Raw genomic sequence first — 23,233 nt, forward strand, 5'->3', positions numbered from 1 at the left:
CAAGCCCCCTCTCCCGCCCGGGAGCGGGGGTTGGGGGTGAGGGGCTCGCGGCAGGCGCTGCGTCCCGCCTCTGCCCCCTCACCCCTGCCCCTCTCCCCCTGAGAGGGAGAGGGGTTGCAGTCCCCTCGCCCTCCGAAGCCCCCCGTACCCGCACATCCAGCCACCCTGCCAGCACCTCCGGCTCCCGCACCGTCGCGGACAATCCGATGAACCGGCACTCCGGCGCCCATTCCGCCAGCGTCGCCAGCCCCAGCGCCAGCAGGTCTCCCCGCTTCGACGGCGCCAGCGCGTGGATCTCGTCGATGATCACACAGCGCAGATCCGCAAAGAATGCCGCCGCATGGTCCGACGCGATCAGCAGCGCCAACTGTTCCGGCGTTGTCAGCAGGATGTCGGGCGGCGATTTGCGCTGGCGCTGGCGCACATGGCTCGCCGTATCCCCCGTCCGCGTCTCGATGCGGATATCGAGCCCCATCTCCGCCACCGGCAGCATGAGGTTGCGCGCCACGTCCGCCGCCAGCGCTTTCAGGGGGGAGATGTAGAGCGTTTGTAATCTCGGGCGTTTGCTTGAAGTGCTCGCCGCTGCTCCGCCGCCTGCGGCGCCGGGCGGCTGCGCCTGCGCTTCGCTCGTAAGTCCCCTCTCCCTCAAGGGAGAGGGGGTTGGGGGTGAGGGCCTGGCGAGCTCCACCAGGCTCCCCAGGAACCCCGCCAGCGTCTTGCCCCCGCCCGTTGGCGCGATCAGCAGCGCGCTTTCCCCGCGCAGCGTTGCTTCCGCCAGCGCCAGCTGGTGCGGCCGGGGCGACCAGCCGCGCGCCGCAAACCATGCCTCAAAGCGCGCCGGCAACCGGAATGTCAGGGGGGATGAACCATCCATTCACCCAAGATTAAACCAGCCCCGGATTAAACCAAGGCAAGGCGCCGCCTGCCGCCCTTTCTTTTTTCTGGCCCCGCAATATCGTCGCGCTGTTCTTTCTCCCCAGCGCCGCCCCAATCAACGGACCCGTCCCATGCGCTTATCCCCGCTGACCTGCCTGATCCTCACCAGCCTGACAGCAACAGCCCTGCCGGCGGCTGCAGACGCCGTGCTGGAGCGCGCCCGCACCGCCAGCAAGGAAGGCCCGCCCTACATCCTCGACATGGTCTATGAACGCGGCAGCGAGCGCTTCCAGATGACCGTCGACCAGAGCCGCCCCGAAGGCCAGCGCGTCACCGCCTTCAGCCCCGATCCCGCAAGCCTCACGGGCGATGCCGCAAGCCGCGCCGAACGCCTGAAGGCGCGCACCACCGGCGAAATCTGGTGCAGCGGCTTTGCCGCCAACATTCCCGCAAATGCCCGGCGCGTCTCTGAAGCCGGCGGGCGCGCGACCTACCGCTTCACACCCCTGCCCGGTCCGGACGACAGCAACGACATCGCCAGCGCCTATCGCCATCTCGAAGCCACGGCAGTCATCGACACCGCCAGCGGCCAGATCTTCAGCTACCAGATGTCTGCCCCCCGGTCCTTCAAGCCGAACCTTGCCGCGAAGGTCGATTCCTTCAGCCTGGAGGTCACCTGCAAACCCGCCCCGGATGGCCGCACCCATGTCGAGACCTACCGGATGCGCCTCGCCGGCTCGGCCATGATGCAGTCCTTCAACCAGGATGAATCGCGCCGCATTTCGAACCTGCGGCCCGCCCCTGTGAGCGGCACCGGCTCACGCTGAAATTCCCGGCACCTGCCCCGCCATGCCTTGAAACTGCCCGATACCTGCCGCACAGGTGCCTCCTGAAGTTGCGGGAGGTATCCAGAATGTCATTTGTTTCGAAGCTTAAGGCGGGTGCCCTCTCGCTCGTGCTGGCTGCAGCGCCGGTAACCGGTTTTGCACAGAGCACATACTTTCCGCCAACGTCCGAGCTCGCCCAGACCGCCGACACACTCTTCGAAGCAGCGCTGCGCCGCCCGGCCCCGCGTGCCGGCGCGCCCGCCTTCGATGCCGCGAGCCTTGCTGCCCTGACCGGAGACGCAGTCTCCCTGACTTTTAATTCTTCTGCTCCTGATGCCGCCACCGGCGCCTGGCAGCTGAGCGGCATCGCCCTGACACTCGACCCCAACGCGCCGAAGCCCTTCATGACGGCGGATTCCGCCCTTGCCTGGGGCTTCGACAGCGCAGCCCTCGCGGCCCGTTTGCGCGGGGAACGCCTCGGCGAGACCATCCGTGTCTTCGACCGGATCGAGCTCTCCGGTGTGAACTTCGACATCACCGATCTCAGCAATACGGTTCAGGACGTCACCGCCGAAATCTCCCCGGATTCGAGCCAGGTCATTTATCAGGACGCGGATTTGGCGGTGAGCCGTGTCGTCCTTGGAGGCCTGACGCTGCACCCGTGGACGCACAGCGCGACCGAGGGCGAAGACGCGGGGGTTGCAGCGATCCGGCTTCTCTCCGCCATTGCCCGCAGCTTCTCGCTCGAAACCCTGCTCTTTGAAGATGTTGTGAGCACGCAATCTGTCGAGACCGATGAAATCTCCGGGGATATTTTCTACAGCTATCCTCGCACCCTGCTCACTGGCTATGATCGCGGCAGGATCGAGGGCCAATACCAGACGGGCTTCAGCTTCAATTTCGACTATGGTGTCGATGGCCTCACCCCGGAAGGATCGGAGCTCGGCGCTTTCCACATGAGCGGCCGCGGCGGCTATGGCGGCTGGACCGGGCTCGACTTTTCGAACCTCCTCGCCTGGGGTGAGCGCGGGGAGCTGCCCCCGATAACTGAGCGCAATCTCTTTAGCTTCGGGCGGTATGTGCTCGATGACATGGAGTTCGACCTCAACGGCCAGCCGCTGTTCAGCGTCGGCCGGATGGAGATGACCGCCGACGAATTCGCCTGGTTCATGCCGGAACGCATCAGCCTGGGTTATCAGGGCCTCACCGTCGATATCGGGGGCTTCCTCAACTTCACCGAAGAACTGACCGCCGGAGTTCCGATTGCCGAGGGCCAGCCGCGCCCGGCAGACATCGCTGCGCTGCTGGAACGCGTCGGCCTGTCCAAATTCAGCGGCGATGGCATGCTGGACCTGCGCTGGAATTCCGAAACCGGCGAGGGCCTGATCGAAAGCCGCGGCTTCAACGATAACCTGTTCCGGGGCCTCCTGCGCTTCGATATGAACCTTCCGTCATATGCCGCCCTCGTCCCGGCATTTGGGCCGGACGGCACCTCACCGGACGAGGAAGTGATCGGCAGCCTGTTCGAGAAGACCACAGCCCTGCGCCGCGGCGAGTTCACGATGACCGATATCGGCGGGCTGAACGCGATCGCCAGCCTGATCATCGAACTCGCCAATTCCGGCTATGTTGATGACCCGTCGCTCGCGTCCTTTGCTGGCCAGACGCCGGATGGCCTGCGCATGACGGCGTCTGCCCTCATGTCGATGGGAGCGGGCGCCGCGGCAGCTGAAGTGCCGGAAGCCCGGGCGTGGATTGCGGCTCTTTCCCGGTTTGTCACGCAGGGCGGCACATTCTCCGTCCGGATGGATCCGAAAAAGCCGGTTAAAGCCGATCACCTGAACGGCCCGGGCACGGAGACACCGTCCGGCATCGTCAACCTGTTCGGCCTGACGATCACGCACACCCCACCGGCCCGGTAGGCGCGCGCTGCGATCAGTTGCGCCGGATCAGCGGCAAGCGCGGCGTCGCCGCACGCTCATTCTCTTCTTCTGCCTGGCGGCGCAGCGCTTCTGCCGCTGCCAGGCGGTCTTCATCTGCGGCCTGCAGCGCGCGCACCACATCAAGTGTGAAGGCATTGATGTCAAAACGGGCGCCGCCGATGACATCATGGCCCTGGCGGACCACAACGGCGTTCAGCGCCGGCAGGATCACAACATACTGCCCGCGATTGCCAGCGGCATAAAAGGTGCCCGCCGGCACGCCGGGCACATCATTCATGATCCAGAACTGCGCGCCATACGCCGCTCCGCTGGCTGGCTGGGCGGGGGCAGGCGTCGCCACGAATTCTGCCCAGCCCTCTGCCAGAATGCGCTCATTCCCCCACATCCCGTCCTGCAGGTAGAGCTGGCCCAGACGGGCAAGATCGCGCGCCGTGGCCCAGACCTGGCTTGAGGAAATAAAGTCGCCATTCCAGTCGACTTCCAGCGTCGTGCGCAGCGCGCCGATCCGGTTCAGGAGGCCCTCATACGGGAAGCGGTGGAACGCGCCATCATCCTTCATGGCTTCCCGCAAGGCGCGCATGATGATGACCGTGTCATTGTTTGCATATCTGAAGCGTTTGCCGGGTTCGGCCTCCAGCACATTGCGGGCGGCCTGGTCGACCACGCGCCCACCCCCGAAATACAGCCGGTCGGTGCGTGAGCCATTGTCGCCGCTATCGAGGCCGCTGGCCATGTGCAGCAGGTGCCGCAGCGTGATGTCCCGGCGCGGGTCTGCCCCGTGGTTCCACGCCTCGATGACGGACGGATGGTCAATTCCGATCTTGCCCTGCTCGCGCGCTGCACCGATGATCGTTGCTGTGAGGGCCTTGCCTGCAGACCAGGTGCGCTGCGGGGTTTCGTGGGTGACTCCCCGGCCGTAGCGTTCGGCAACGACCTGACCGCCGCGCGCGATGACGACGGCGCTGGTGCGCGTGCCGATGCCATAGGTGCTTTCGTCAAAGGCTGCAGTCATCGGGTTTTCCAGCCGCTCGGCGTCTTCCAGCCGGAGCTCAACCCGAACATTCGAACCGATGGCGCTGCCCCGATCCTGCCCGTTCACGGCCGGCCAGGATGAGAAACGCGGCAGGAAGGCAATCGCCTCTTCCCCCGCCCCGATCGGCAGCTGTGTGCACCCGAACCCCGGACGGTAAGCCGCAATCCTTGGCGGCATGGTGGGCGAATAGCGGACGGATACGAGGCGGCGCGTCTGGTCGATCTCGGCGTCAGGCAGCGCATCGAACGTGCTGATATAGTCCGGATAGATGCCTGAAAGTTCGTTGCGGTCGACTGTTTCCGGGCTCTGGCCCGCGACAAAGACGCCGGAGCAGAGGAAGGACGCCTTCCAGCCAGCCGCCAGTGCCGATCGGGTGACAGCCGTGGTTCCGGTCTCCTGCGATACCGCTGGCAGGACGAGAGCAAGCGGCAGGATCATGGCCGCAAGGACGGGGCGCAGGTGGGGCATGTCTTTGGACTCCGGTTACTGAGCAAGGTTTTACCTGCCCACCCGCCCGGGCCAAGCCCGCTGCGGCAGTTGGCCTGCCTCTGCGGGCGGTTGACCCCGGCCCCCTGAACAGCCTTTATGCCGATCCGCGATGTTTTCAGAAGGGGACCATCGGACATGCGGTACTTGAACCTGCTCCTTGGCGCGAGCGCCGCTTTCATTCTCCTCGCTGGCTGCGATCAGGTGCGCCTGCCGGGCAATGCGCCGGAACCGAAAGCGCCGCTGCGCGCCGTGCCCGAAGCTGCCCCCCGCAGCGTTGCCCCGCCTGCAGCCGTTGAAGAGCCGCCTGTGCAATCTGCCGATACAGCAGACCTTGCCAACGCGCCGGAAGCCGGGGAGCCTGAGACGCTTCTCGCCGAGGCTGACACGACCGGAACGGATGAAGACGGTGAAGCGCCCGGCGCAGAGGCCGGCGGCGACGATCCAGCTTCGGATGCGGAGGCCGGCACTGACGTCCAGCCAGCCGCCCTCGCGGCGATGAGCCTCGGCCAGATCAACGCCATGCGCTGCGCCCTGCCGGAAGATGCTGCTCCCACGCCAACCGTCGCCATGGTCGCCGGCGCGACCGAGATCGAGGATCCTGTCGTTGGGGTAGAGGCCGTTAATGCCCTCGCCGCCCGGCTCAGCGCCTTCCCTGGCATCGTCAAGCTAGAGCCCCGCCGGACCGAACCGACCGGCGCGACTGCCACCGGCCATTGCGGCGCCCTGCGCATTTCTCAGAACTGGTTCGTCACCGCCGCGCACTGTGTGGACCAGCCCTATGACGAAATCGGGCTGATCGGCGCGGCCGAGGACCTGCGCAGCCCGGAAGCCCGCCGCGTGCCCGCAATCGGCGCTGTGTGCCATGCGGGTTATAAGGGCACCGCCAACGGGTACGCCAATGACATCGCCCTGATCCGCCTGTCAGACGAGCAGGTGGCGGCGCTGGAAGCCGTCCCCGCAGCCCGCTTTGGCGAAACGCGCCTGCCGCTTGCCCCTGTAAACTATCCTGAAGCGGAAATGGCCGGCTGGGGCGTCACCCGGTTCGGCGGCCCGCTGTCCAGCCAGCTGCTCGCCACCGGCCTTGAGCTGACCAGTGCCGGCCCCGCCGCCATCACCGTGCGCAGCCGAAATGGCGCGGGCCCGTGCATCGGCGACAGCGGGGGCCCCCTCTTCGTCACCGAAGCCGACGGCACCCGCACCGCCATCGGCATCCTCTCGGTCGTCGAGCAGAACCGCACCACAGGCAATTTCTGCGAGGGTGAGTATTCCGGACGTTATATCAGCCTGCAGGGCTATGCCGGCTGGATCTCCTCGGTCATGTCGCTCTGCGAGACCGACCCCGCCGCCTGCCGCTGACAGCCAGGCGCTGGACCGGGCCTTGCCGCCGGATATATGACCTCGCAGACGGGCCTGTTGCCCGCATGCGAGGATCCGGCTGCCCATGGCGCGCCTCTTAGCCTTCCTGATCCTCCTCACAGGGATCGCACAGCCGCTGGCCGGCGCGCTCGCGCCCGCCTTCGGCATCGGCACGCCCATCGGCGCGGCCACATCCGGACAGGACATGCCGGACCAGCCCTTGCCTGCTTTCTTCTCGATCTGGAGCGTGATCTTTGCGGCCTATATCGCATTTGGCGCCGCCGCTCTGATCCGCCCGCCAGCCTGGCTTACCCGCTTCGGCCTGCCGCTCCTCGCCGCCGGTCTTCTCAACATCCTCTGGATGCTGACCGCGCAGCTGGTCGTCTACCAGCCGCTCGACTTCCTCATCCTGTTCCCGATCCTGGCTGCCAGCTGGACAGCGGCCCGCATCGCGGCCCGGATCAATGCCGGGGGCGAGCGTTCGCTGGCCTTCCGTTTTGCCGAAGCGGCCAGCGGGCTCCTTTCGGGGTGGATTTCGGTCGCCACCGCCATCTCGGTCCCCCTCACGATCCGCAGCCTGACGACCATTGGCCCGACCGACCATGCCTGGCCGATGGTCTGGACCACCCTCCTCACTGCCGGCGCCCTCGGCGTCCTCTACACACGCTTCATCAGCCCCGCGCTCTGGTTTTTCGCCGCCGCCGGCTGGGGCCTTCTCGGCATCGCGATGCACAACTGGCTGGAAACCGGTATGCACCTCATCGGACATGTCGCAGCAGGCTACCTTGTGCTCCTGCTCGTCTGGAGGCTGACGCGCGGCGCAAACCTCGCTAAACCGGCCTGATGACCGACCTGACCGATGCCAGCTGGCTGCTCGCCTACATAACGCTCGACACGACCGGCTGGCCCGGCTGGCTCGCTGCGACCTGGCCACAGATCCTGAAATGGACGCTGGTGCTGATCTCGGTTGCGCTGATCTGGTTCATCGCCTCGCTGGTCAAGTTCGCCGTCCAGTTTGCAGGGCGGCGCCTGACTCCGAAGGACAAGGAGTTCGAAGGCTCGGTCTGGGATTTCAGCGCCTCCATCGCGCGCGTCTTCGCCTTCATCCTGATGTCGCCCCTGCCGCTCGGCCTTGCGGGCTTTGACTGGCGCACCCTGATCGAGACACGCGGCCCCGGCGCCTTCTCCGCTGTCATCATCTTTGTCCTCGCCATCCTGATCGCGAATTCCATCGCCAAGGCGCTGCGCCGCTTCGGTGAGAAGGCCCACTCCCGCGCCGGGGCAGATGACACGCTGATCGCCTTCAGCGCCTCGCTGATCAAATACATCATCTTCGCCGTCGCGATTGTCCTCGCCCTCGTGCAACTCGGCTTCCCCGCTGCCTCGCTCGCCGCTGTGCTCGGCGCCGCCGGCCTCGCCATCGGCCTCGCGCTGCAGGACACGTTGAAATCTGTCGCCGCTGGCGTCATGCTCGCCCTCTTCCGCCCGTTCCGCATCGGCGACTTCGTCACCCTCGCCGGCCTCGATGGCGAGATCACGAACATCACGCCCTTCACCACCTCGCTGAAGCAGATCGACAACAAGATCGTTTCGGTCACCAATGACAAGGTCTGGGGCTCGCCCCTGATCAACCACACCCTCCAGCCCTACCGGCGGCTCGATATGTATTTCTCCGTCTCCTATGACGATGATCTCGACCATGCCCTCGACGTGCTCAAGAACGCCGCCGATGGCCATCCCAATGTCGTGTCCTATATGAACATCTGGACCGGGGTGCATTCGCTCGATGACTGGAGCGTCAAGTTGCGCCTGCGCGCCTGGACCGCAACCGTCGACTTCGTCCAGGTCCGCGCCGATATCAACAAGGCCGTCAAGCAGGCCTTTGACCGCGAGGGCATTATCATCCCCTATCCGCATGCGGTCGAATACCAGATCGAGGGCAAGCCGAAGAAATTGCGGGAAGGCGCCCTCTATGACGACAAGCCCCGCGCCTATGAGCCGCCGGACGATGAAGGCGGCGACTGAAACCGGGCCGGCCCTGCGCCAGCCCTGATGCCGGAGCGCGTGAGCGCGGCGCCCTGCGCCCGCTTCGCCTCGGCCAGACAGGAGTATTCCATGCCAGAGACCATTGACCCCGCCGCCTTGTGGGCGACGCTTGAACCCTATGTCCTGCCCTTCGGCCTGCGCGCCATCGGTGCGCTTGTCCTGCTGATCATCGGCCTGCGCGTTGCCAGCTGGCTCGGCCGCACCGTCCGAGAACAGACGAAAAAGAACCCGCATATCGACGACACGCTCGGCAGCTTCTTCGCCTCCCTCGTGCGCTGGGGCACCACGGCAGCGGTGTTCATCGCCGTCCTGCAGGTCTTCGGGGTCGAGGCGACCAGCTTCGTCGCGGTCCTTGGGGCGCTCACCCTCGCCATCGGCCTGTCGATGCAGGGCGCCCTTGGCAATATCGCCTCCGGCGTCATGATCATGGTCTTCCGCCCCTACAAGCTCGGCGATTTCATCGACGCGGCCGGCGTCTCCGGCACGGTGCGCGACATCAACCTCTTCCAGACCGTCCTCGCCACGCCGGACAATATCAAGGTCCTCGTCCCCAACAGCCAGGCCATCGCCGGGGTCATCCGCAATTTCTCCGGCTACGAAACCCGCCGCGTGGATGTCACCTTCGGGATCGACTATGACGACGACATGGACAAGGCCCTGAGCATCATCCGCCGGGTCATTGAGGCCGATGAGCGTATCCGGCGGGATCCGGAACCCTTCGTGAAGGTCGTTCGCCTTGGTGATAGTTCCGTCGATATCGCCACCCGCAGCTGGGTCGCCGCGCCTGACTACTGGGATGTCACTTTCGACCTGACCAAGCGCGTCAAGGAAGCCTTCGACCGTGAGGGCATCTCCATCCCCTACCCGCACCGCACGCTGGTCACCAAGCCCGGCGCAGACGCCGCCTGACTGACCCTATGACTGGCCCTCTGACAGGCCCGCTTCCCGGCGCCCGGCCGGGCAGGTATCATGGCCCCATGACCCGCCCGGCCGATCCGCCCCCTGAAACAGATGCGCCGGCCCCGGCAACCCCCGAGGTTCCGGCCCAGGTTCCCGCCCAGGCGCCGCCGGCGGCAGAGGCAGCCCCGCCCCGCCCGCTGGTCCAGCGCCTCTTCGGCATCTCCTTCTGGGGCGCGATAAAACTGCTCGGCCTCTGCATCCTCACCGGCTTCTTTGTCATGGCCTCAAATTTCGATCCCCGGAATCCGGGCTTCGATCCGGGTGAGGCTTTTGGCGCGATCGTCAGCCAGTCCTTTGCCGCGCTCGGCTGGGCCCTGCGCAATTTCTGGCAGCCTGCCCTCGCCGGCGCCCTGGTCGTCCTGCCGCTCTGGATCCTCTGGCGCCTCGTCAGCCTTCCATTCCGGAAATAAGCCTGCCGCGACGTTCCCGCTGGCGGCCTCCCCCCGGCGGCCTATACTCCCCCCAACGCGAAACCGGGAGGATACGGCAATGGACACTTCGAAGCTCATGTTCAAGGACGGCCTGATGGCGGGCGAGCGTATCCTCGTCACCGGCGGCGGCACGGGCCTTGGCAAGGAAATGGCCGAAGGCTTCCTAAAGCTCGGCGCCGAAGTCCACATCTGCGGCCGGCGCGGCGGCGTGTGCGAGGAAACCGCCGCAGAACTCATGGGCAAGCATGGCGGCAAGGTCGTGCCCCATGCCTGCGATATCCGCGTCGCCGAAGCCATCACAGAAATGAACGACCATATCTGGGCCAAGCACGGCCCCCTCACCGGCCTCATCAATAATGCGGCGGGCAATTTCATTTCGCGTACGGAAGATCTCTCCATCCGCGGCTTTGATGCCATCTCCAACATCGTCTTCCGCGGCACGTTTTACATGACGCACGATATCGGCAAGCGCTGGATCGAGCAGAAACTCAAAGGCAATGTCTGCTCCATCCTCACAACATGGGTCTGGAATGGCGGGCCCTTCGTTGTGCCCTCGGCCATGTCGAAGGCCGGCGTGAATGTCATGACCCAGTCGCTCGCCATCGAATGGGGCCGCTATGGCCTGCGCTTCAACGCGATTGCGCCCGGCCCCTTCCCGACCGAAGGCATGTCCAAGCGGCTTTCTCCGGATACGGATATGGGCTCCAGCATGGACCGGGGCGTCGCCAACCCGATGGGCCGCGTCGGAGAGATGCACGAACTCGTCAATCTCGCCGTCCTCCTGATGGCGCCCGGCTGCGAATATGTGAACGGCCAGACCATCGCCATCGACGGCGCCATGTATAACGCCTCAGGCGGAAACTTCAGCATGCTGACCGCCTGGGGCGACGAACAATGGAACGCGGCCCGCCAGGCCATCGAAGCCACCAACGCCCAAGACAGGGCTAAACGGACGGTGTAAGCTCACCCCGGCTGGCGCGTCAGGGGGGGCATCCATGCAGGTCGCGAACCGGGACATGTTCCCAACGCCCGAAATGCGGGCGCGCTTTCCGGCCATCACCGCCCTCCTGACGAACGCCCCGGTGGACGAGGCCTTCAACCGGCACGAAGCCCTCTCGGTGCGCGCCAAGCGCGCTTATCACCGGCTCGGCCTCGCCTCCGTCGTCTTCATCAGCGGCGCGGCGATCTACACCATTGCCGAGACACTCCTGTTCCGCGGCGCGGCGCCCTCATGGATCGCCATCCTCGTCGCCATCGCCGCCGCCCTCGGCGTCAGCGCGCAGGTCTATATGCTCGCCGCGCGCCTGCGCAGCACATGGCTGATCAACCGGTTTGCGTGCGAGCGCCTGCGCTCCATCAAGTTCCAGGCCTATGCCCACGCCGCCGGCGCCAGCAGCGCCGCAGACCTTGAAGCCCGCACCGCCGCCTTCTCCAGCGCCGAACTCGCAAAGCTCGCCGAGGAAGTGAATGCCGGCATCTCGATGTTCGAGAATTTCGTACCGGAAAAACTCGTCGCCGATCCCGGCCCGCCGCCTAAGCCCGGCGATCCAGTCCTCATCGCCGAAGCCACCACCGCCTATCGCGAACTGCGTACACTCTATCAGGACCGCTACGCCCTGTCAGAGCTCCATCGCCTGCGCCACAACCGCCGCTTCTTCCACTCCGCCGCCGACCTCATCTATTTCGCCGGCGCCGTCCTCGTCCTGCTCTCGCTGCTCTCCAAGGTCGTGCCCGCCATGCCGATCAGCGCCTGGGTCGATTTCCTCGCCATCTCCTGCTTCGTCGCCTCGCTGTCGAAACTCGTGCTCGACAATGCCTCGCTGACCGAGCCCTCCGCCGCCCGCTTCGTGCGCTACCGCGAAGACATCGCCCGCGTCACAGCCAGCATGGACACGGGCGCCGGCCTCCATGCCTTCGTCCCCGCCATGGAACGCATCGCGCTCGGCGAACTCGAACAATTCTGCGACGCCGCCAAGACGATCAACTACCGGCTCTGAAGTGGCGTTCCGAAAACTGGGAACCTGTTTTCGGAAAAGCGCCGCGACAAACAAGAAACCAGGACACAGGGACCCGGCGTCCTAGTCCTGCACCGGCCAGCCGCACATCCAGATGTCATCCGGCCCGTAAACAAACACCTCCGCCTCACCCCTGCCCGTCACCCGCCCAAGACGCCCCGACACATGCCGCGCGAACCGCTCGCAGTCCGGCCGCACCATTTCCCCGGCAAGATCGATGATGGCTGCATTGTTCCCCTGCGGATCATATTGCGCCGAAACCACGTCCGGCACCCCGCGTACCCCGGCCAGGAACTCGACCGGCACATCGGCCATCCGCTCCGGGTTCAGCATCGAAATCACGCCGCCCCGCGAAGGTACGAAAAATTCCAGCCCGAGCGCCTCCCCCGGCACGATGCGCCCATCCGCCGTGCGCAGCCGCTGGACCAGAGAGAAAACCGTGGACTTGTCCGTCCGCACAACGATCCGTACCGTGACCGTTTCCCCCGCCGGCACCTCGAACGAGGCTGGCACAATCGCCACATACCCCTCCCGCTCCGGATCAAGGTAGAGATCGTGCATCAGCATGCCGGGCGAAGCCACGATCGACCTCGGCAGCTCGTTCGACACCCGCGCCCGGAACACCGCTTTGCGCACCTCCCCCAGCGAGGAATACTGCAACTCGCCCGAAGCGCATACAAACGCCTCGCTATCATAGGCCGCCGGTACAGCCTCGCCGAGCTCCACTTCCAGGTCCGGAAATCCTGCCTCTCTCGGCACCGCTTCCAGCCAGTCGCCCGGCCCCGGTAGGCGCCGCGACGGCTCCGCGCACGGGTCCATCACCGAGACAGTGCCCCGCCACATCCGCATCACACGGCCAAAATCCTTCTCCGGCAGGCCCCACTGGTCGATCCGTACCAGGACCGGTTCCATCGGCCCCCAGCCCTCATTGACGATCCGCATCAGGCGGTAGTCGATCTCGGCCTCCCGGATCACCGGCAACGCCCTCAGGTCCGGCTCGGCCGAGACCACCTCGAACTGGATTTCCCGGATCGCCAGCGCCGCATCGCCCCGGTTTGTCACCGTCACGTCCAGCTCCGCCGCCTCCGCCACGAAGGGCGATCCCATGAAGGCCAGCCCGGTGATTTCGCCCGCCTCATGCACACGGTCCCGGTACGGAATATCGGCCGCAATCACCAGCCGGCCATCGCTGCCGCGCTCGCTGCGAAAGCCATTGCTGGAAACAAACCGCGTCCGCCCGCTCATGTCGGACCCTTCTGCCAGCGACACCGCGCTCACCGCCCCGGCCACCAACGGCGCGCCGGCGTCTTCGCCTGGCCCGCGCGTTATCACCATTGCCAGCGCCGCCAGCGCCAGCCCGCCCGCCAGCAGCGCGAGCCCCTGCGGCGAGGCCAGCCACTGCAGCGCCCCCGGCCGCGCAATGCCGCCGGCCAGTGCGTCCATGTCCCGCTTGAATGTCGCATGGCTCAGGAACACCGCATTGTGCCGCGTCAGCTGCGCCACATCCTCCGGCAAATCCTCCGCACGCGGCATGTTTGCCCCGTCCACCAGCACCGGGATGATCTTCAGCCCCTGCGCCAACGCCGCGGCCACCTCGATGCGCACGAAATCCCCCGGCAGGTCGATCCGCCGCTGCCCGGCGGCCGTCCGCGCCTCCAGCCAGCCCGGCCCGATGATGACGAGGAACACATCAGAGGCGGCAATCGTATCGCGGATCTTGCGGACGAAATCCTCGCCCGGCGCCACGCTGTCGACATCCATGAACACGCGCGCCTGCCCCAGCCGCGCCACCAACGCATCATGAATGCGCCCGGTGATATGGGCCGCATCATCCCGCCGGTAACTGACGAAAACACCCTTCGCCACCGCTGTCCCCTCGCACTACGCAGAAAACCCTGCACCCACCCAGTTCAGCTGGCAAGCGGTGTTCAAATGCGAACCCCTTCACCCCTCTCCCACTCGTGGGAGAGGCTGCGAAAGTTCCAGTTCCGCCCTGACCTGTTCGTTTCATGTCATCTCAAAGAGTGTCGGGAGACAGAAAAGCGAAGCAGGACAAGTCTCAACTCGCCCCCGAATTTTGTCGGGGTGACAAGAACGATGGGTTTTGCAGTGGTCTCGCTCGCGGGAGAGCAGGGCCCCATCGAGAAGCGATGGGAGGTGAGGGCCTTTACGGCACGATCACAACCTTCCCGACAACTTCCCGCCCGCGCATCATGGCGAACGCCCGCCGCCAGTCGGTGAGCGGAACTTCGGCATGGATGTGCGGCTTCAGCTTGCCTTCGGCGGCCCAGCGCCAGATCGTGTCCATATTCTCGCGCCCGCGCTCCGGAAACCTGCGCCCATATTCGCCCGCCCGGACACCAACCACAGAGAAGCCCTTGATCAGCGGCATGTTGACGTCCACGGACGGTATCCGCCCCGAGGTAAAGCCGATGACCAGAAGCCGGCCGTCAAAGGCGATACAGCGCACACTCTCATCGAACACATCCCCGCCGACGGGATCATAGATCACGTCTGCGCCGCGCCCGCCGGTCAGCGCCTTCACCCGTTCGCGGAAGCCCTGGCGCACATTCAGCGCATAATCCGCTCCGCGCGCGACCACGGCGTCCAGCTTTGCATCTGAGGCTGATGTCGCGATCACTGTCGCGCCAAGGAGCTTGCCCATATCGACAGCGGCGAGACCGACGCCGCCGCTTGCTCCGTGTACGAGCAATGTCTCGCCCGGCTGCAGGTTCGCCCGCCGCACCAGCGCCACATAGGCCGTCAGATACGCCGCGCTGAATGCCGACGCCTCCGCATGGGTAAGTGCCTCGGGCTTCTTCCTCAGCACCGCCGCCGGTGCCAGCGCAAAGCCGGCAAACGCGCCCGTCTTGGCCCCGCCGACCACCGCATCGCCCTGCGCCCAGCCGGTCACACCTTCGCCGACCGCGTCAACAATGCCGGAAAATTCCATGCCCAACACGAAAGGAAGCTCCGGGCGGAACTGGTATTTTCCCTCCGTCATCAGAAGATCGGGAAAATTGAGGCTCGCGGCCTTCACCGCTACGCGCACCTCGCCCGGACCGGGCTCCGGCACGGGCTGGTCTTCAAGCACCACTCCGGCGAAATCGGCCTCAAGCCTCTGGCAGACGAGCGCCTTCATCGCCTCGCTCCCGCGCGCATCATGCCTTGCCGGCGAACATGTCGTGGACCATTCCGGCAATTTCCGCGCACGCCGCCTTCGATCCCGGCGACATGAAGGTGAAGGCCGTGAAGGCATGGGCGAGATGGTCATACCGCTTGTGCATCACCTTCACGCCCGCGCCTTTCAGCCGCGCGGCATATTCATCGCCCTCATCCACCAGCGGGTCATGCCCCGCCGTGATCACGACCGCCGGCGGCAGGCCCGAAAGGTCCGTCTCCTGCCCCGGCGAGACATTGAGGTCAGTATAGTCAAACCCCTTGGGCAGGTATTGCTGCATGAACCAGTCCATCGTGTCCTGGCTCAGCGAGAAATTCCGCGCAAACAGATCCTTGGACGGATAATGTTTCGAAATGTCGATCGCCGGATAGATCAAGAGCTGCAGCGCGGGGATCGTCTTGCCCTCGCGCTTCATCCGCTGGCTGATGATGGCGGAGAAGTTTCCCCCCATACTGTCGCCGCCCACAGCGGCCCTGCCCTCCGGCGCGCCAAAGCGCGTAGTATTCGCGACGCCCCACTCATACGCCGCAATGCAATCGTTCAGCCCCGCCGGAAAGATATGCTGCGGCGCGAGGCGATACTCCACCGACAGCACGGGCGCCTTCGCCCCCTTCGCCAGCATCCCGCAGAAGGCATGGCAGGTCTCCATATCGCCGATGACCCCGCCACCGAAATGAAAGAACACGATCAGCGGGTGTGCCGGGTTCTGTCCCTCCGGCCGGTAAGACCGCACTGGGATCCGGTTACCGTCCGGACCCGGAATATCAAAATCTTCCGTCGCCACGCCCGCGGGCAATTGATCGGCAAACAGGTCCAGCTGCGCCTTCACCGCCGCCTGAACCACCTCCGCCGGCAGCGACGACAGCGGCGGCGCATTGCGCCCGTTCCACGCCATCAGTTGCAATTGCGGCTCCAGCGTGCGCCCGGCAACGGTGAGCGGCTTGCCGCCGGACATCGACACGATCATGCCCCCCGGCAGGCTGGCTATTGCCTTGGCGATCGTCCGCTGCAAGCTCATGGGTTTCCCTCCGAGATACCGGTTTTGGTTCTGGCCGTATTTCGATCGGGAAAGTCTGGCGGGTTTTGCCGTCTCCGCCAAGGGGTTCCCCAGCGGCGTCCGCTTCAGCGCTGCTCCATCATCGCCCGTGCGCCGCCGATGACGAGGCCGACCGCAAAGCGTGTCGCCCCCTCCACATCCACCGGGCGGCGCTGCAGCATGTAGTCGCCCATCTCCCGCGCCATGCCGATGGCTGCGGCGGTAAGGTATTCGATGTCGAGCCCGGCGGCCGCTTCGGTGTTCAGCGCGCGCTCGATATCGGCGCGGATTTCCTCGGCCACCGCCTCCATCTCCGGCGTATCGACACGCACGCCGACGAGGGCCAGGTGGGGCGCGCCGCAGGCGATCGCTTCTTCATTCTCGCGCGCGATGAAGCTGAAATAGGCCCGGAACGCGTTCTCGATATACTCTTCCAGCGTCGAGGCCCGCGCCCGCACATCCGACAGGTGCGCCCGGAAGCGCTGGGTGGAGTCCTCGGCAATCGCCTGGAACACCTCTTCCTTCGACTTGAAGTAGTTATAGAATGTGCCGGAGGCGAGTTCCGTTTCGCGGATAATGTCGCGCACGGTGGTCGCCTCAAAGCCGATCCGCGCGAACACCCGCCGGCCCGCCTCCAGGATCGCGCGGCGGTTTGCGGCCTTGGTGCTGGCGCGCTTGCCGCTGCGGCTGATACTGTCGGCGGTGTCTGACATGAATTGGCCTTTCCTGAATACGCTACCACCCTGCCCGAGGCGTCACGAGGCGTCAACTTTGTAGTTTGTACTTGGGGGGGGGTGCAACGGCGCCCCGCCCAATCCGCCGATCTGCGGGTCCTGTCTCAGGCCTGCTCGAGGACCAGCCCCACGCCTGCCAGCCGCAACTCGTTGTCGACGACTTCAAGACCCAGCCGGATCGCGCGAGCGGCCGCCTCGGCGGCGTCCGGGATGGCAAGTCGGAAACGGGCCAGCCGGTCCACCGGTCCCGGATGGATCATCAGGTCTGCGTCGGCGATCTTCACGAGGCCGCCATTGGCTTCCACGCCGAGACCCTGCGCCCAGCGGGCGGCGAGACGGGCGGGGTCATTGCTGGTCAGCACCGCGCCGGTCAGCCGCCCGGGAACGGCGTTCTTCTGCCAGTCCGGGCCGCCCCAGCGCCAGCTTTCTGCCGGACGGGCCTCGTCAATCGACACAATCGCGGCGCCAACATCCGCCGGGTGGAGGTGGCTGGCGGATATGTCCGGCAGGTCAATGTTCCAGACCCGGCGGATACCGGCGGCGTCAGCGCGCGCGCGGGTGGCCGCGATATCGTCTGTCTGGAAGATCGCCATATAGCCCCCTTCCCCGCCGCGGGCGATGAAGCGGGCGGCAGGCGCAGTTTCGGCCACCGGCACGACGACCTCAAGGAACTGGTCGCCGAGGGCGTACACCCGGTTTACGAGGCCGAACTCCCCAACACCGGGGTCGATATAGGGCGTGCCGAGGCTCAGCACTTGGGCGAGTTGGTCAGCTGTCTCCAGCGAACGGGCGGCAATCACCAGCTGGCGCAGGCGGGGCGGGTTTGTCATGGGCAATTCCTCCGCCCCCCAGCCTAAGGCAATACGCAGGTATTGCTATCACGCGCGCATTGATTTTCCCCGCGCCGCAGGGCACGCCGGAGGCAAGATGAGCGAGCAGAAGCCTCCCCCGGATTGCACGGCCCCGGACGTCGCGGCCCCCGGCAGCGCACATGCCCATGCCCATGCGCACGGGCTGGCGCATGATCATGACCATGCCGGCCACCCTCATCATGAGCATCATTCGGACATGACGACGGCGGATTCGCGCCGGCGGGTCGCCCTTGCCGCAGTGCTGACGGGCACGTTCATGATCGCGGAGGTCGTTGGCGGCGTGATTTCCGGCTCGCTGGCGCTGATTGCCGATGCGGCGCACATGCTGACGGATACCGGCTCCCTGCTGCTGGCCTGGCTAGGCTACAAGCTGGGCGAGCGGCCGGCGGACGCGGCACGCTCCTACGGCTTTGCGCGAATGAAGATCCTGGCGGCGTTCACCAACGGCATCCTGCTGGTGATCCTCGCGGGCTGGATCGTCTGGGAGGCCATTCACCGCATCCTGGAGCCTGTGGAAATCATGGGCGGCGTGATGCTGGGCATCGCGGCGGGCGGGCTCCTCATCAACATCATCGCCTTCCGTATCCTGCATGGCGGAGATACCGACGACCTGAACCTCAAGGGCGCCCTGTGGCATGTGGCGGGCGACCTGCTCGGCTCGGTCGCGGCGATTGTCGCGGCGGGGATCATCCTGTGGACAGGCTGGGTGCTGGCCGATCCGATCCTGTCGGTGCTGGTGGCGATCCTCGTGGCCTTTGCGGGCATCAGGATTGCACGGCAGGCAGGCCATATCCTCTTGGAAGGCACGCCGCCGGGGCTGGAGCCGGCAGCAATCATCGCGGACCTGACGGCGCATGTGCCGGGCGTGGCGAAGGTTGCGCATGTGCACGCCTGGGCGCTGACCGAGTCGCGCCCGCTGGTGACGCTGGAGGTGACCGCCGCGCCGGGGGCAAGCGCCGAACAGCTGCGCCGCGACGTGAAGGCCCGCCTCGCCCATACCTTCAAGGTGTCCCACGCCACCGTGGAAGTGCTGACGAGCGCGGAATAGCCGCCTTGCAGCCTGCGCCGGTGCGCTTTAACCCTCAGTCTTCGCGTCCCATATGGGCGCCCTGACTGCTGCGAGGGAGGCCCGGATGGCCGAAACGAGACATGCCGAAATCCTGATCATCGGTTCCGGCCCGGCTGGCTGGACCGCCGCCGTCTATGCCGCCCGCGCGCTGCGCGACACGCTGGTCGTGACCGGAATGCAGCCGGGCGGCCAGCTGACGATCACCACGGAAGTCGAGAATTATCCGGGCTTTGCGGAGATCCAGGGGCCGGAACTCATGCACAAGATGCAGGAACACGCCGAGAAGATGGGCGCCAAGGTCGCCAATGATCACATCGCCGGCGTCGATTTCGAGAGCCGCCCCTTCAAGGCCATCGGCGAGAGCGGCACGGTCTACACCGCCGATTCGGTGATCATCTCCACCGGCGCGCAGGCCAAATGGCTGGAGCTGCCGAGCGAGGAGAAGTTCAAGGGATTCGGTGTCTCGGCCTGCGCGACCTGTGACGGGTTCTTCTATCGAGGCAAGGAAGTCATGGTCATCGGCGGCGGCAACACCGCTGTGGAGGAGGCCCTGTTCCTGACGAACTTTGCCTCCAAAGTCGTCGTCGTGCACCGGCGCGACCATTTCCGAGCCGAGAAGATCCTGCAGGACCGCCTGTTCAAGAACCCGAAGGTCGAAGTGATCTGGAACCACACGCTCGAGGAAGTCGTCGGCCACGAGCAGCCCCTCGGCGTGACGGCTGCACGTATCCGCGATGTGAACACCGGCGCGGTGCGGGAGATGAATGTCCACGGTATCTTCATCGCCATCGGCCATGCGCCCTCGACCGAACTCTTCGTCGGCAAGCTGCCAATGAAGGAGAATGGCTACCTCATCACCGAACCGGGCTCTCCGCGCACGGTCATTCCGGGCGTCTTCGCCGCCGGGGATGTGACCGACGAGACCTATCGCCAGGCAGTCACCGCCGCCGGCATGGGCTGCATGGCAGCGCTGGACGCCGAACGCTTCCTCTCCGAACAGGAAGCCCATACCGAGGCAGTGGCGGCGGAGTAGACTTCGCGGCGTTGCCGCCGCTAGACTGGCGGGATGGGACGCAAAACAATCATTTCAATGCTGGCCGCCGCTGCCCTTGCAGCCTCGGCCACTGCCGCGCCTTCGGGCCTCAATGCAGCGATCGATGCCTGGCTCAAGGATGACCACAGCCAGATGCATGTCATCGAGCGCCATGCCGGGGCGGGCGATCCGGCGGCGCTCGGCGTACTCGGGCAGGCCTGTTTCTACGGCATCGGCTGCACCCGCGACCGTCCCCGGGCGCTGGACCTGATGACCCGCGCCGCCGAGGCAGGCGATCTGCCCTCGATGGTGCTTCTGGGACGCATCTTTGAATATGGCAGCAGCGATGTGCCGGCTGATCCGGCGCGGGCGGCGAAATGGTTCCTGGCCGCAGCAGAGGCCGGCGACACGATCAGCGCCCCGGCCGGGCTGAAGCGCCTGCCGCGCGAGATGGTGATTGCGGCCGGTGGCAGTGCCTGGCTGGAGGACAGCCCCTCCGCAACCGCCCTCGCGCCCCCTGCTGCGCAAGCTCCGGCCCCGGCTCCCGCCCCAGCCCCGGCCGTGCAAGCAGCCCCACCCCCAGCGCCTCTGCCTGCGCCTCCTGCGCCTTCATCTGCACCTGCGGCAGCGCCCCCACCAGCGCCCGCCTCTCCTGCCGCGCCGGAGCGCAGCACCACCCTCACGATCGCCAACCTCTTCGGCATCTCCACCTCACCACCAGAGCCGCTCCGCATGCGCGATGGCACGGCTTTCCCGATCTATGTCAGCTCGAACATGGGCCCGCGCGGGGATGCCGCCGCCAGCTGCCTGCTCGACCTCGACCCGGCGATTGAGGCCAAGATGGACGAACTGGAAAAGCTGGCCGCACGCGCGCGCACACAGGATGCAGTCGGGCGCCTCGGTACGACGGCGCAAATCGATGTCGCTCAGGCGGAGATCCGCACCCTGATGCTCGCCCGCCGGACTGCCCGCGAGACGCTGGACGCGGTGCCGGACAGCAGGGGGCTCACGGCAGATGCCGTCAATCTCGCCTTCAGCTTCCACATCGATGCCAGCAAGACCCGCCCGGAAACGGGGCCCGGCGCGGACACCTGCCGCCGCCACTATCTCGCGCTGGACGCCCAGCTGCTCGTCCAAGAATTGCAGCCCTAGGCAAACAGGCGAGGCAGCGATTGGACCGGTTTGAAGCAGACATTGTGGTGATCGGAGCCGGGGTGATCGGCCTTGCCTCGGCGCGCGCACTGGCGCGGGCGGGGCGCGAGGTGATCGTGCTTGAGGCGGAGGACGCCATCGCCGTGCACACCTCCTCGCGCAATTCCGAAGTGATCCATGCCGGCATCTATTACCCCCAGGGCAGCCTGAAGGCGCGCCACTGCGTGGCCGGGCGGCGGATGCTGTATGACTATCTCGATACGCACGGCGTGGCGGTGAAGCGCTGCGGCAAGCTGGTCGTGGCCATCGGCGAGGCCGAGGCGGGGGAACTGGGCGCCATCAAGGCGCGCGCAGAAGCCAATGGCGTGGAGGAATTGCGGCTGCTGAGCGGCGCAGAGGCGCGCGCGCTGGAGCCGGCGCTGAGCGGGGACGTGACAGCCGCGCTGCATTCTCCCGTCTCCGGCATCTTCGACAGCCATGCCTATTTCCTCGCCCTGCAGGGCGAGCTTGAGGATGCCGGCGGCAGCATCGCGTTCGGCACACCGCTGGTCTCCGGCGCAGTGGAAGCCAGCCATGTACGGCTGGTGACCGGGGGGGCAAGCCCTGCGGAAATCCGCGCGCGCACCGTGGTCAACGCCGCCGGCCATCAGGCGGTCGCCATCGCAGCCGCCATCGAAGGCCCGCATACCGCCGCCCTGCCGCGCACCTGGTTCACCAAGGGAAATTATTTCACCATCACCGGCCGAGTGCCGTTCAGCCGGCTGATCTATCCGATGCCGACGACCTCCAGCCTCGGCCTGCACCTGACGATTGATCTTGGCGGCAATGGCAAGCTGGGCCCGGACGCCGAATGGCTCCCCGAAGATGCCGCCCCGCCCTTCGATTACCGGGTGGACCCGGCCCGGGCGGCCGTGTTCCTGGCCGAAGCCCGCCGCTACTGGCCGGAGCTGACGGAAGACCGGCTGGCGCCCGGTTATGCCGGGGTGCGTCCCAAACTTGTACCGAAGGGGGCGCCCTCCGGCGATTTCCGCATCGAGGGGCCGGAAGCCCATGGCAGCGCAGGCCTGATCAACCTCCTCGGCATCGAAAGCCCGGGCCTCACCTCCTCGCTTTCGATCGCGGAGCATGTGGCGGAGCTGGCGGGTTGACAGCCCCGCTACTTGCGGCGACCTGAGATGTTGTGAGTCCACGGGGAGCATATGACGGATCTCTACGGCCTCTTCCAAATCCTCCGCGACGTGTTCGGGTTGCACTGGGCCGGATTTGCTATCTTGGCCCTGCTGATCCTGGCCGTCGTTTTTCTGTATTACTATCGCGTTCGGCTCCGGCCCTTTTCGGTCTTCGATGCGGACACCCTGGAAGGCGAAAACGAGCGGGCGCTTTATGCCCAGTGGCGTGAGCGGCTGGTGAATAAGGGCGGGCGGCTTGGCCATACTTATTCTGCGGGGGTGGGGGCCGCTCTTGACCGGATCGACCGGTTTTTCGGGGATGGGGACAATTATGAGAAGCGCGGGCATCATGCCTATTGGAGCGGCGCTTCACTGGACCGCTGCCTGGGGCTAGCCGTCGCCTATCCGGTCCTTACACTGATTATTTCATGGCTCGTTTCCGGATATGTTGGCCCGGTTGAACAGGCCATCCTCTTGGCCGAGGGGACGACGGGTTTGCAACGGCTTTCCACAGCAGCCGCACTTGTTGCGCTGACGATAACCTCGATTTGGTTTGTTAATCCCCCTGCCAGCCATCGTTCATTCATCTGGACCATGCTACGCTTTGCTGCATTCGCAGGCGCAGGCGTAGGCGCAGGCGCACTCGCATTCGCAGGCGCAGGCGCAGGCGCATTCGCATTCGCAATCGCAGGCGCAGGCGCACTCGCAGTCGCATTCGCAGTCGCATTCGCAGGCGTAGGCGCAGGCGCATTCGCAGTCGCATTCGCATTCGCAGTCGCAGTCGCAGGCGCAGGCGCAGGCGCAGTCGCAGTCGCAGGCGCAGTCGCAGGCGCATTCGCATTCGCAGTCGCAGGCGCAGGCGCAAGCGCACGCGTGGAGCGCCTGCGAATGCGCTGGCTGATTCTGCTGATTTTCAGCGCTTCGATTATGGCTGGCCTCGTTTAACTGATCCGCGCGCCGGGGTTTCTCTTCGGCGAACTTGATCCTGAAGGTCTGAACTGGTCTTTCCTG

At 65.9% G+C, this 23,233-nt stretch carries 21 protein-coding genes; 14 read left to right on the forward strand and 7 right to left on the reverse strand.

All coding sequences use genetic code 11. The features are described 5' to 3' along the window. Positions 1–874: DEAD/DEAH box helicase (locus tag ACK4SV_RS05445; RefSeq protein ID WP_409916793.1), on the reverse strand; the 874-nt coding region annotated here is incomplete at its 3' end. Between the two features lie 133 nt (positions 875–1,007). Here ACK4SV_RS05445 and ACK4SV_RS05450 point away from each other — a divergent pair. Together ACK4SV_RS05450 and ACK4SV_RS05455 are read left to right on the forward strand one after the other, a co-directional pair. Next, on the forward strand, positions 1,008–1,703 hold the full coding sequence (locus ACK4SV_RS05450; RefSeq protein ID WP_409916794.1) for a hypothetical protein: 696 nt from the start codon (positions 1,008–1,010) through the stop codon (positions 1,701–1,703). 86 nt (positions 1,704–1,789) lie between these two features. After that, positions 1,790–3,625: a hypothetical protein gene (locus ACK4SV_RS05455; protein WP_409916795.1), complete on the forward strand. Its 1,836-nt coding sequence runs from the start codon at positions 1,790–1,792 to the stop codon at positions 3,623–3,625. 13 nt (positions 3,626–3,638) lie between these two features. On the opposite strand, the gene ACK4SV_RS05460 is transcribed toward ACK4SV_RS05455, so the two are convergent. Beyond that, on the reverse strand, positions 3,639–5,147 hold the full coding sequence (locus ACK4SV_RS05460) for a serine hydrolase domain-containing protein (RefSeq protein ID WP_409916796.1): 1,509 nt from the start codon (positions 5,145–5,147) through the stop codon (positions 3,639–3,641). Between the two features lie 156 nt (positions 5,148–5,303). Here ACK4SV_RS05460 and ACK4SV_RS05465 point away from each other — a divergent pair, with 156 nt between their 5' ends. The 7 genes from ACK4SV_RS05465 to ACK4SV_RS05495 all read left to right on the forward strand — a co-directional run bounded on the left by ACK4SV_RS05465 (position 5,304) and on the right by ACK4SV_RS05495 (position 11,958). Beyond that, entirely contained in the window at positions 5,304–6,524 is a 1,221-nt protein-coding gene (locus ACK4SV_RS05465) for a trypsin-like serine protease (protein WP_409916797.1), read from the forward strand. Positions 6,525–6,609: 85 nt separating this feature from the next. Then, on the forward strand, positions 6,610–7,368 hold the full coding sequence (locus ACK4SV_RS05470) for a hypothetical protein (protein WP_409916798.1): 759 nt from the start codon (positions 6,610–6,612) through the stop codon (positions 7,366–7,368). After that, positions 7,368–8,549, forward strand: coding sequence for a mechanosensitive ion channel domain-containing protein (locus ACK4SV_RS05475; RefSeq protein WP_409916799.1), 1,182 nt, complete (start codon positions 7,368–7,370; stop codon positions 8,547–8,549). The genes ACK4SV_RS05470 and ACK4SV_RS05475 overlap by 1 nt, the downstream gene beginning before the upstream one ends. Before the next feature lie 90 nt (positions 8,550–8,639). Further along, positions 8,640–9,479 (forward strand): mechanosensitive ion channel family protein, encoded by an 840-nt coding sequence (locus ACK4SV_RS05480; protein ID WP_409916800.1) that lies wholly within the window; start codon positions 8,640–8,642, stop codon positions 9,477–9,479. A 68-nt stretch (positions 9,480–9,547) separates the two neighbouring features. Further along, a complete protein-coding gene (locus tag ACK4SV_RS05485) occupies positions 9,548–9,940 on the forward strand; it encodes a hypothetical protein (RefSeq protein ID WP_409916801.1) in 393 nt (130 codons plus the stop codon). 79 nt (positions 9,941–10,019) lie between these two features. Next, positions 10,020–10,922 carry an SDR family oxidoreductase gene (locus ACK4SV_RS05490; protein ID WP_409916802.1) on the forward strand — a complete coding sequence of 301 codons (903 nt, stop codon included), beginning with the start codon at positions 10,020–10,022 and terminating at the stop codon, positions 10,920–10,922. A 34-nt stretch (positions 10,923–10,956) separates the two neighbouring features. Continuing rightward, on the forward strand, positions 10,957–11,958 hold the full coding sequence (locus ACK4SV_RS05495; RefSeq protein ID WP_409916803.1) for a DUF4231 domain-containing protein: 1,002 nt from the start codon (positions 10,957–10,959) through the stop codon (positions 11,956–11,958). Between the two features lie 81 nt (positions 11,959–12,039). On the opposite strand, the gene ACK4SV_RS05500 is transcribed toward ACK4SV_RS05495, so the two are convergent. The 5 genes from ACK4SV_RS05500 to ACK4SV_RS05520 all read right to left on the reverse strand — a co-directional run bounded on the left by ACK4SV_RS05500 (position 12,040) and on the right by ACK4SV_RS05520 (position 17,757). Beyond that, positions 12,040–13,842: a toll/interleukin-1 receptor domain-containing protein gene (locus ACK4SV_RS05500; RefSeq protein WP_409916804.1), complete on the reverse strand. Its 1,803-nt coding sequence runs from the start codon at positions 13,840–13,842 to the stop codon at positions 12,040–12,042. Between the two features lie 301 nt (positions 13,843–14,143). After that, positions 14,144–15,118: an NADPH:quinone oxidoreductase family protein gene (locus ACK4SV_RS05505; RefSeq protein WP_409916805.1), complete on the reverse strand. Its 975-nt coding sequence runs from the start codon at positions 15,116–15,118 to the stop codon at positions 14,144–14,146. A gap of 19 nt (positions 15,119–15,137) precedes the next feature. Beyond that, the gene (locus ACK4SV_RS05510) at positions 15,138–16,175 is read right to left on the reverse strand and encodes an alpha/beta hydrolase (protein WP_409916806.1); all 1,038 of its coding nucleotides are present in this window, start codon (positions 16,173–16,175) and stop codon (positions 15,138–15,140) included. 104 nt (positions 16,176–16,279) lie between these two features. Continuing rightward, complete coding sequence (locus tag ACK4SV_RS05515) at positions 16,280–16,906, reverse strand: TetR/AcrR family transcriptional regulator (protein WP_409916807.1); 627 nt, start codon at positions 16,904–16,906, stop codon at positions 16,280–16,282. Positions 16,907–17,031: 125 nt separating this feature from the next. Beyond that, positions 17,032–17,757: a VOC family protein gene (locus ACK4SV_RS05520; RefSeq protein ID WP_409916808.1), complete on the reverse strand. Its 726-nt coding sequence runs from the start codon at positions 17,755–17,757 to the stop codon at positions 17,032–17,034. A 97-nt stretch (positions 17,758–17,854) separates the two neighbouring features. On the opposite strand from ACK4SV_RS05520, the gene ACK4SV_RS05525 reads away from it, so the two are divergent. From ACK4SV_RS05525 to ACK4SV_RS05545, 5 genes are all read left to right on the forward strand, one after another. Beyond that, entirely contained in the window at positions 17,855–18,847 is a 993-nt protein-coding gene (locus ACK4SV_RS05525) for a cation diffusion facilitator family transporter (RefSeq protein WP_409916809.1), read from the forward strand. An 85-nt stretch (positions 18,848–18,932) separates the two neighbouring features. After that, positions 18,933–19,901 carry a thioredoxin-disulfide reductase gene (gene trxB / locus ACK4SV_RS05530; RefSeq protein ID WP_409916810.1) on the forward strand — a complete coding sequence of 323 codons (969 nt, stop codon included), beginning with the start codon at positions 18,933–18,935 and terminating at the stop codon, positions 19,899–19,901. Positions 19,902–19,934: 33 nt separating this feature from the next. Next, positions 19,935–21,053 carry a tetratricopeptide repeat protein gene (locus ACK4SV_RS05535; protein WP_409916811.1) on the forward strand — a complete coding sequence of 373 codons (1,119 nt, stop codon included), beginning with the start codon at positions 19,935–19,937 and terminating at the stop codon, positions 21,051–21,053. 20 nt (positions 21,054–21,073) lie between these two features. Next, positions 21,074–22,201, forward strand: a complete 1,128-nt coding sequence (locus tag ACK4SV_RS05540; protein WP_409916812.1) for an NAD(P)/FAD-dependent oxidoreductase — start codon at positions 21,074–21,076, stop codon at positions 22,199–22,201. Positions 22,202–22,252: 51 nt separating this feature from the next. Then, positions 22,253–23,167 carry a hypothetical protein gene (locus ACK4SV_RS05545; protein ID WP_409916813.1) on the forward strand — a complete coding sequence of 305 codons (915 nt, stop codon included), beginning with the start codon at positions 22,253–22,255 and terminating at the stop codon, positions 23,165–23,167. The last annotated feature ends 66 nt before the right edge of the window (positions 23,168–23,233 follow it).

The organism is Hyphomonas sp., assembly GCF_046313735.1.
Taxonomy (GTDB): domain Bacteria; phylum Pseudomonadota; class Alphaproteobacteria; order Caulobacterales; family Hyphomonadaceae; genus Hyphomonas.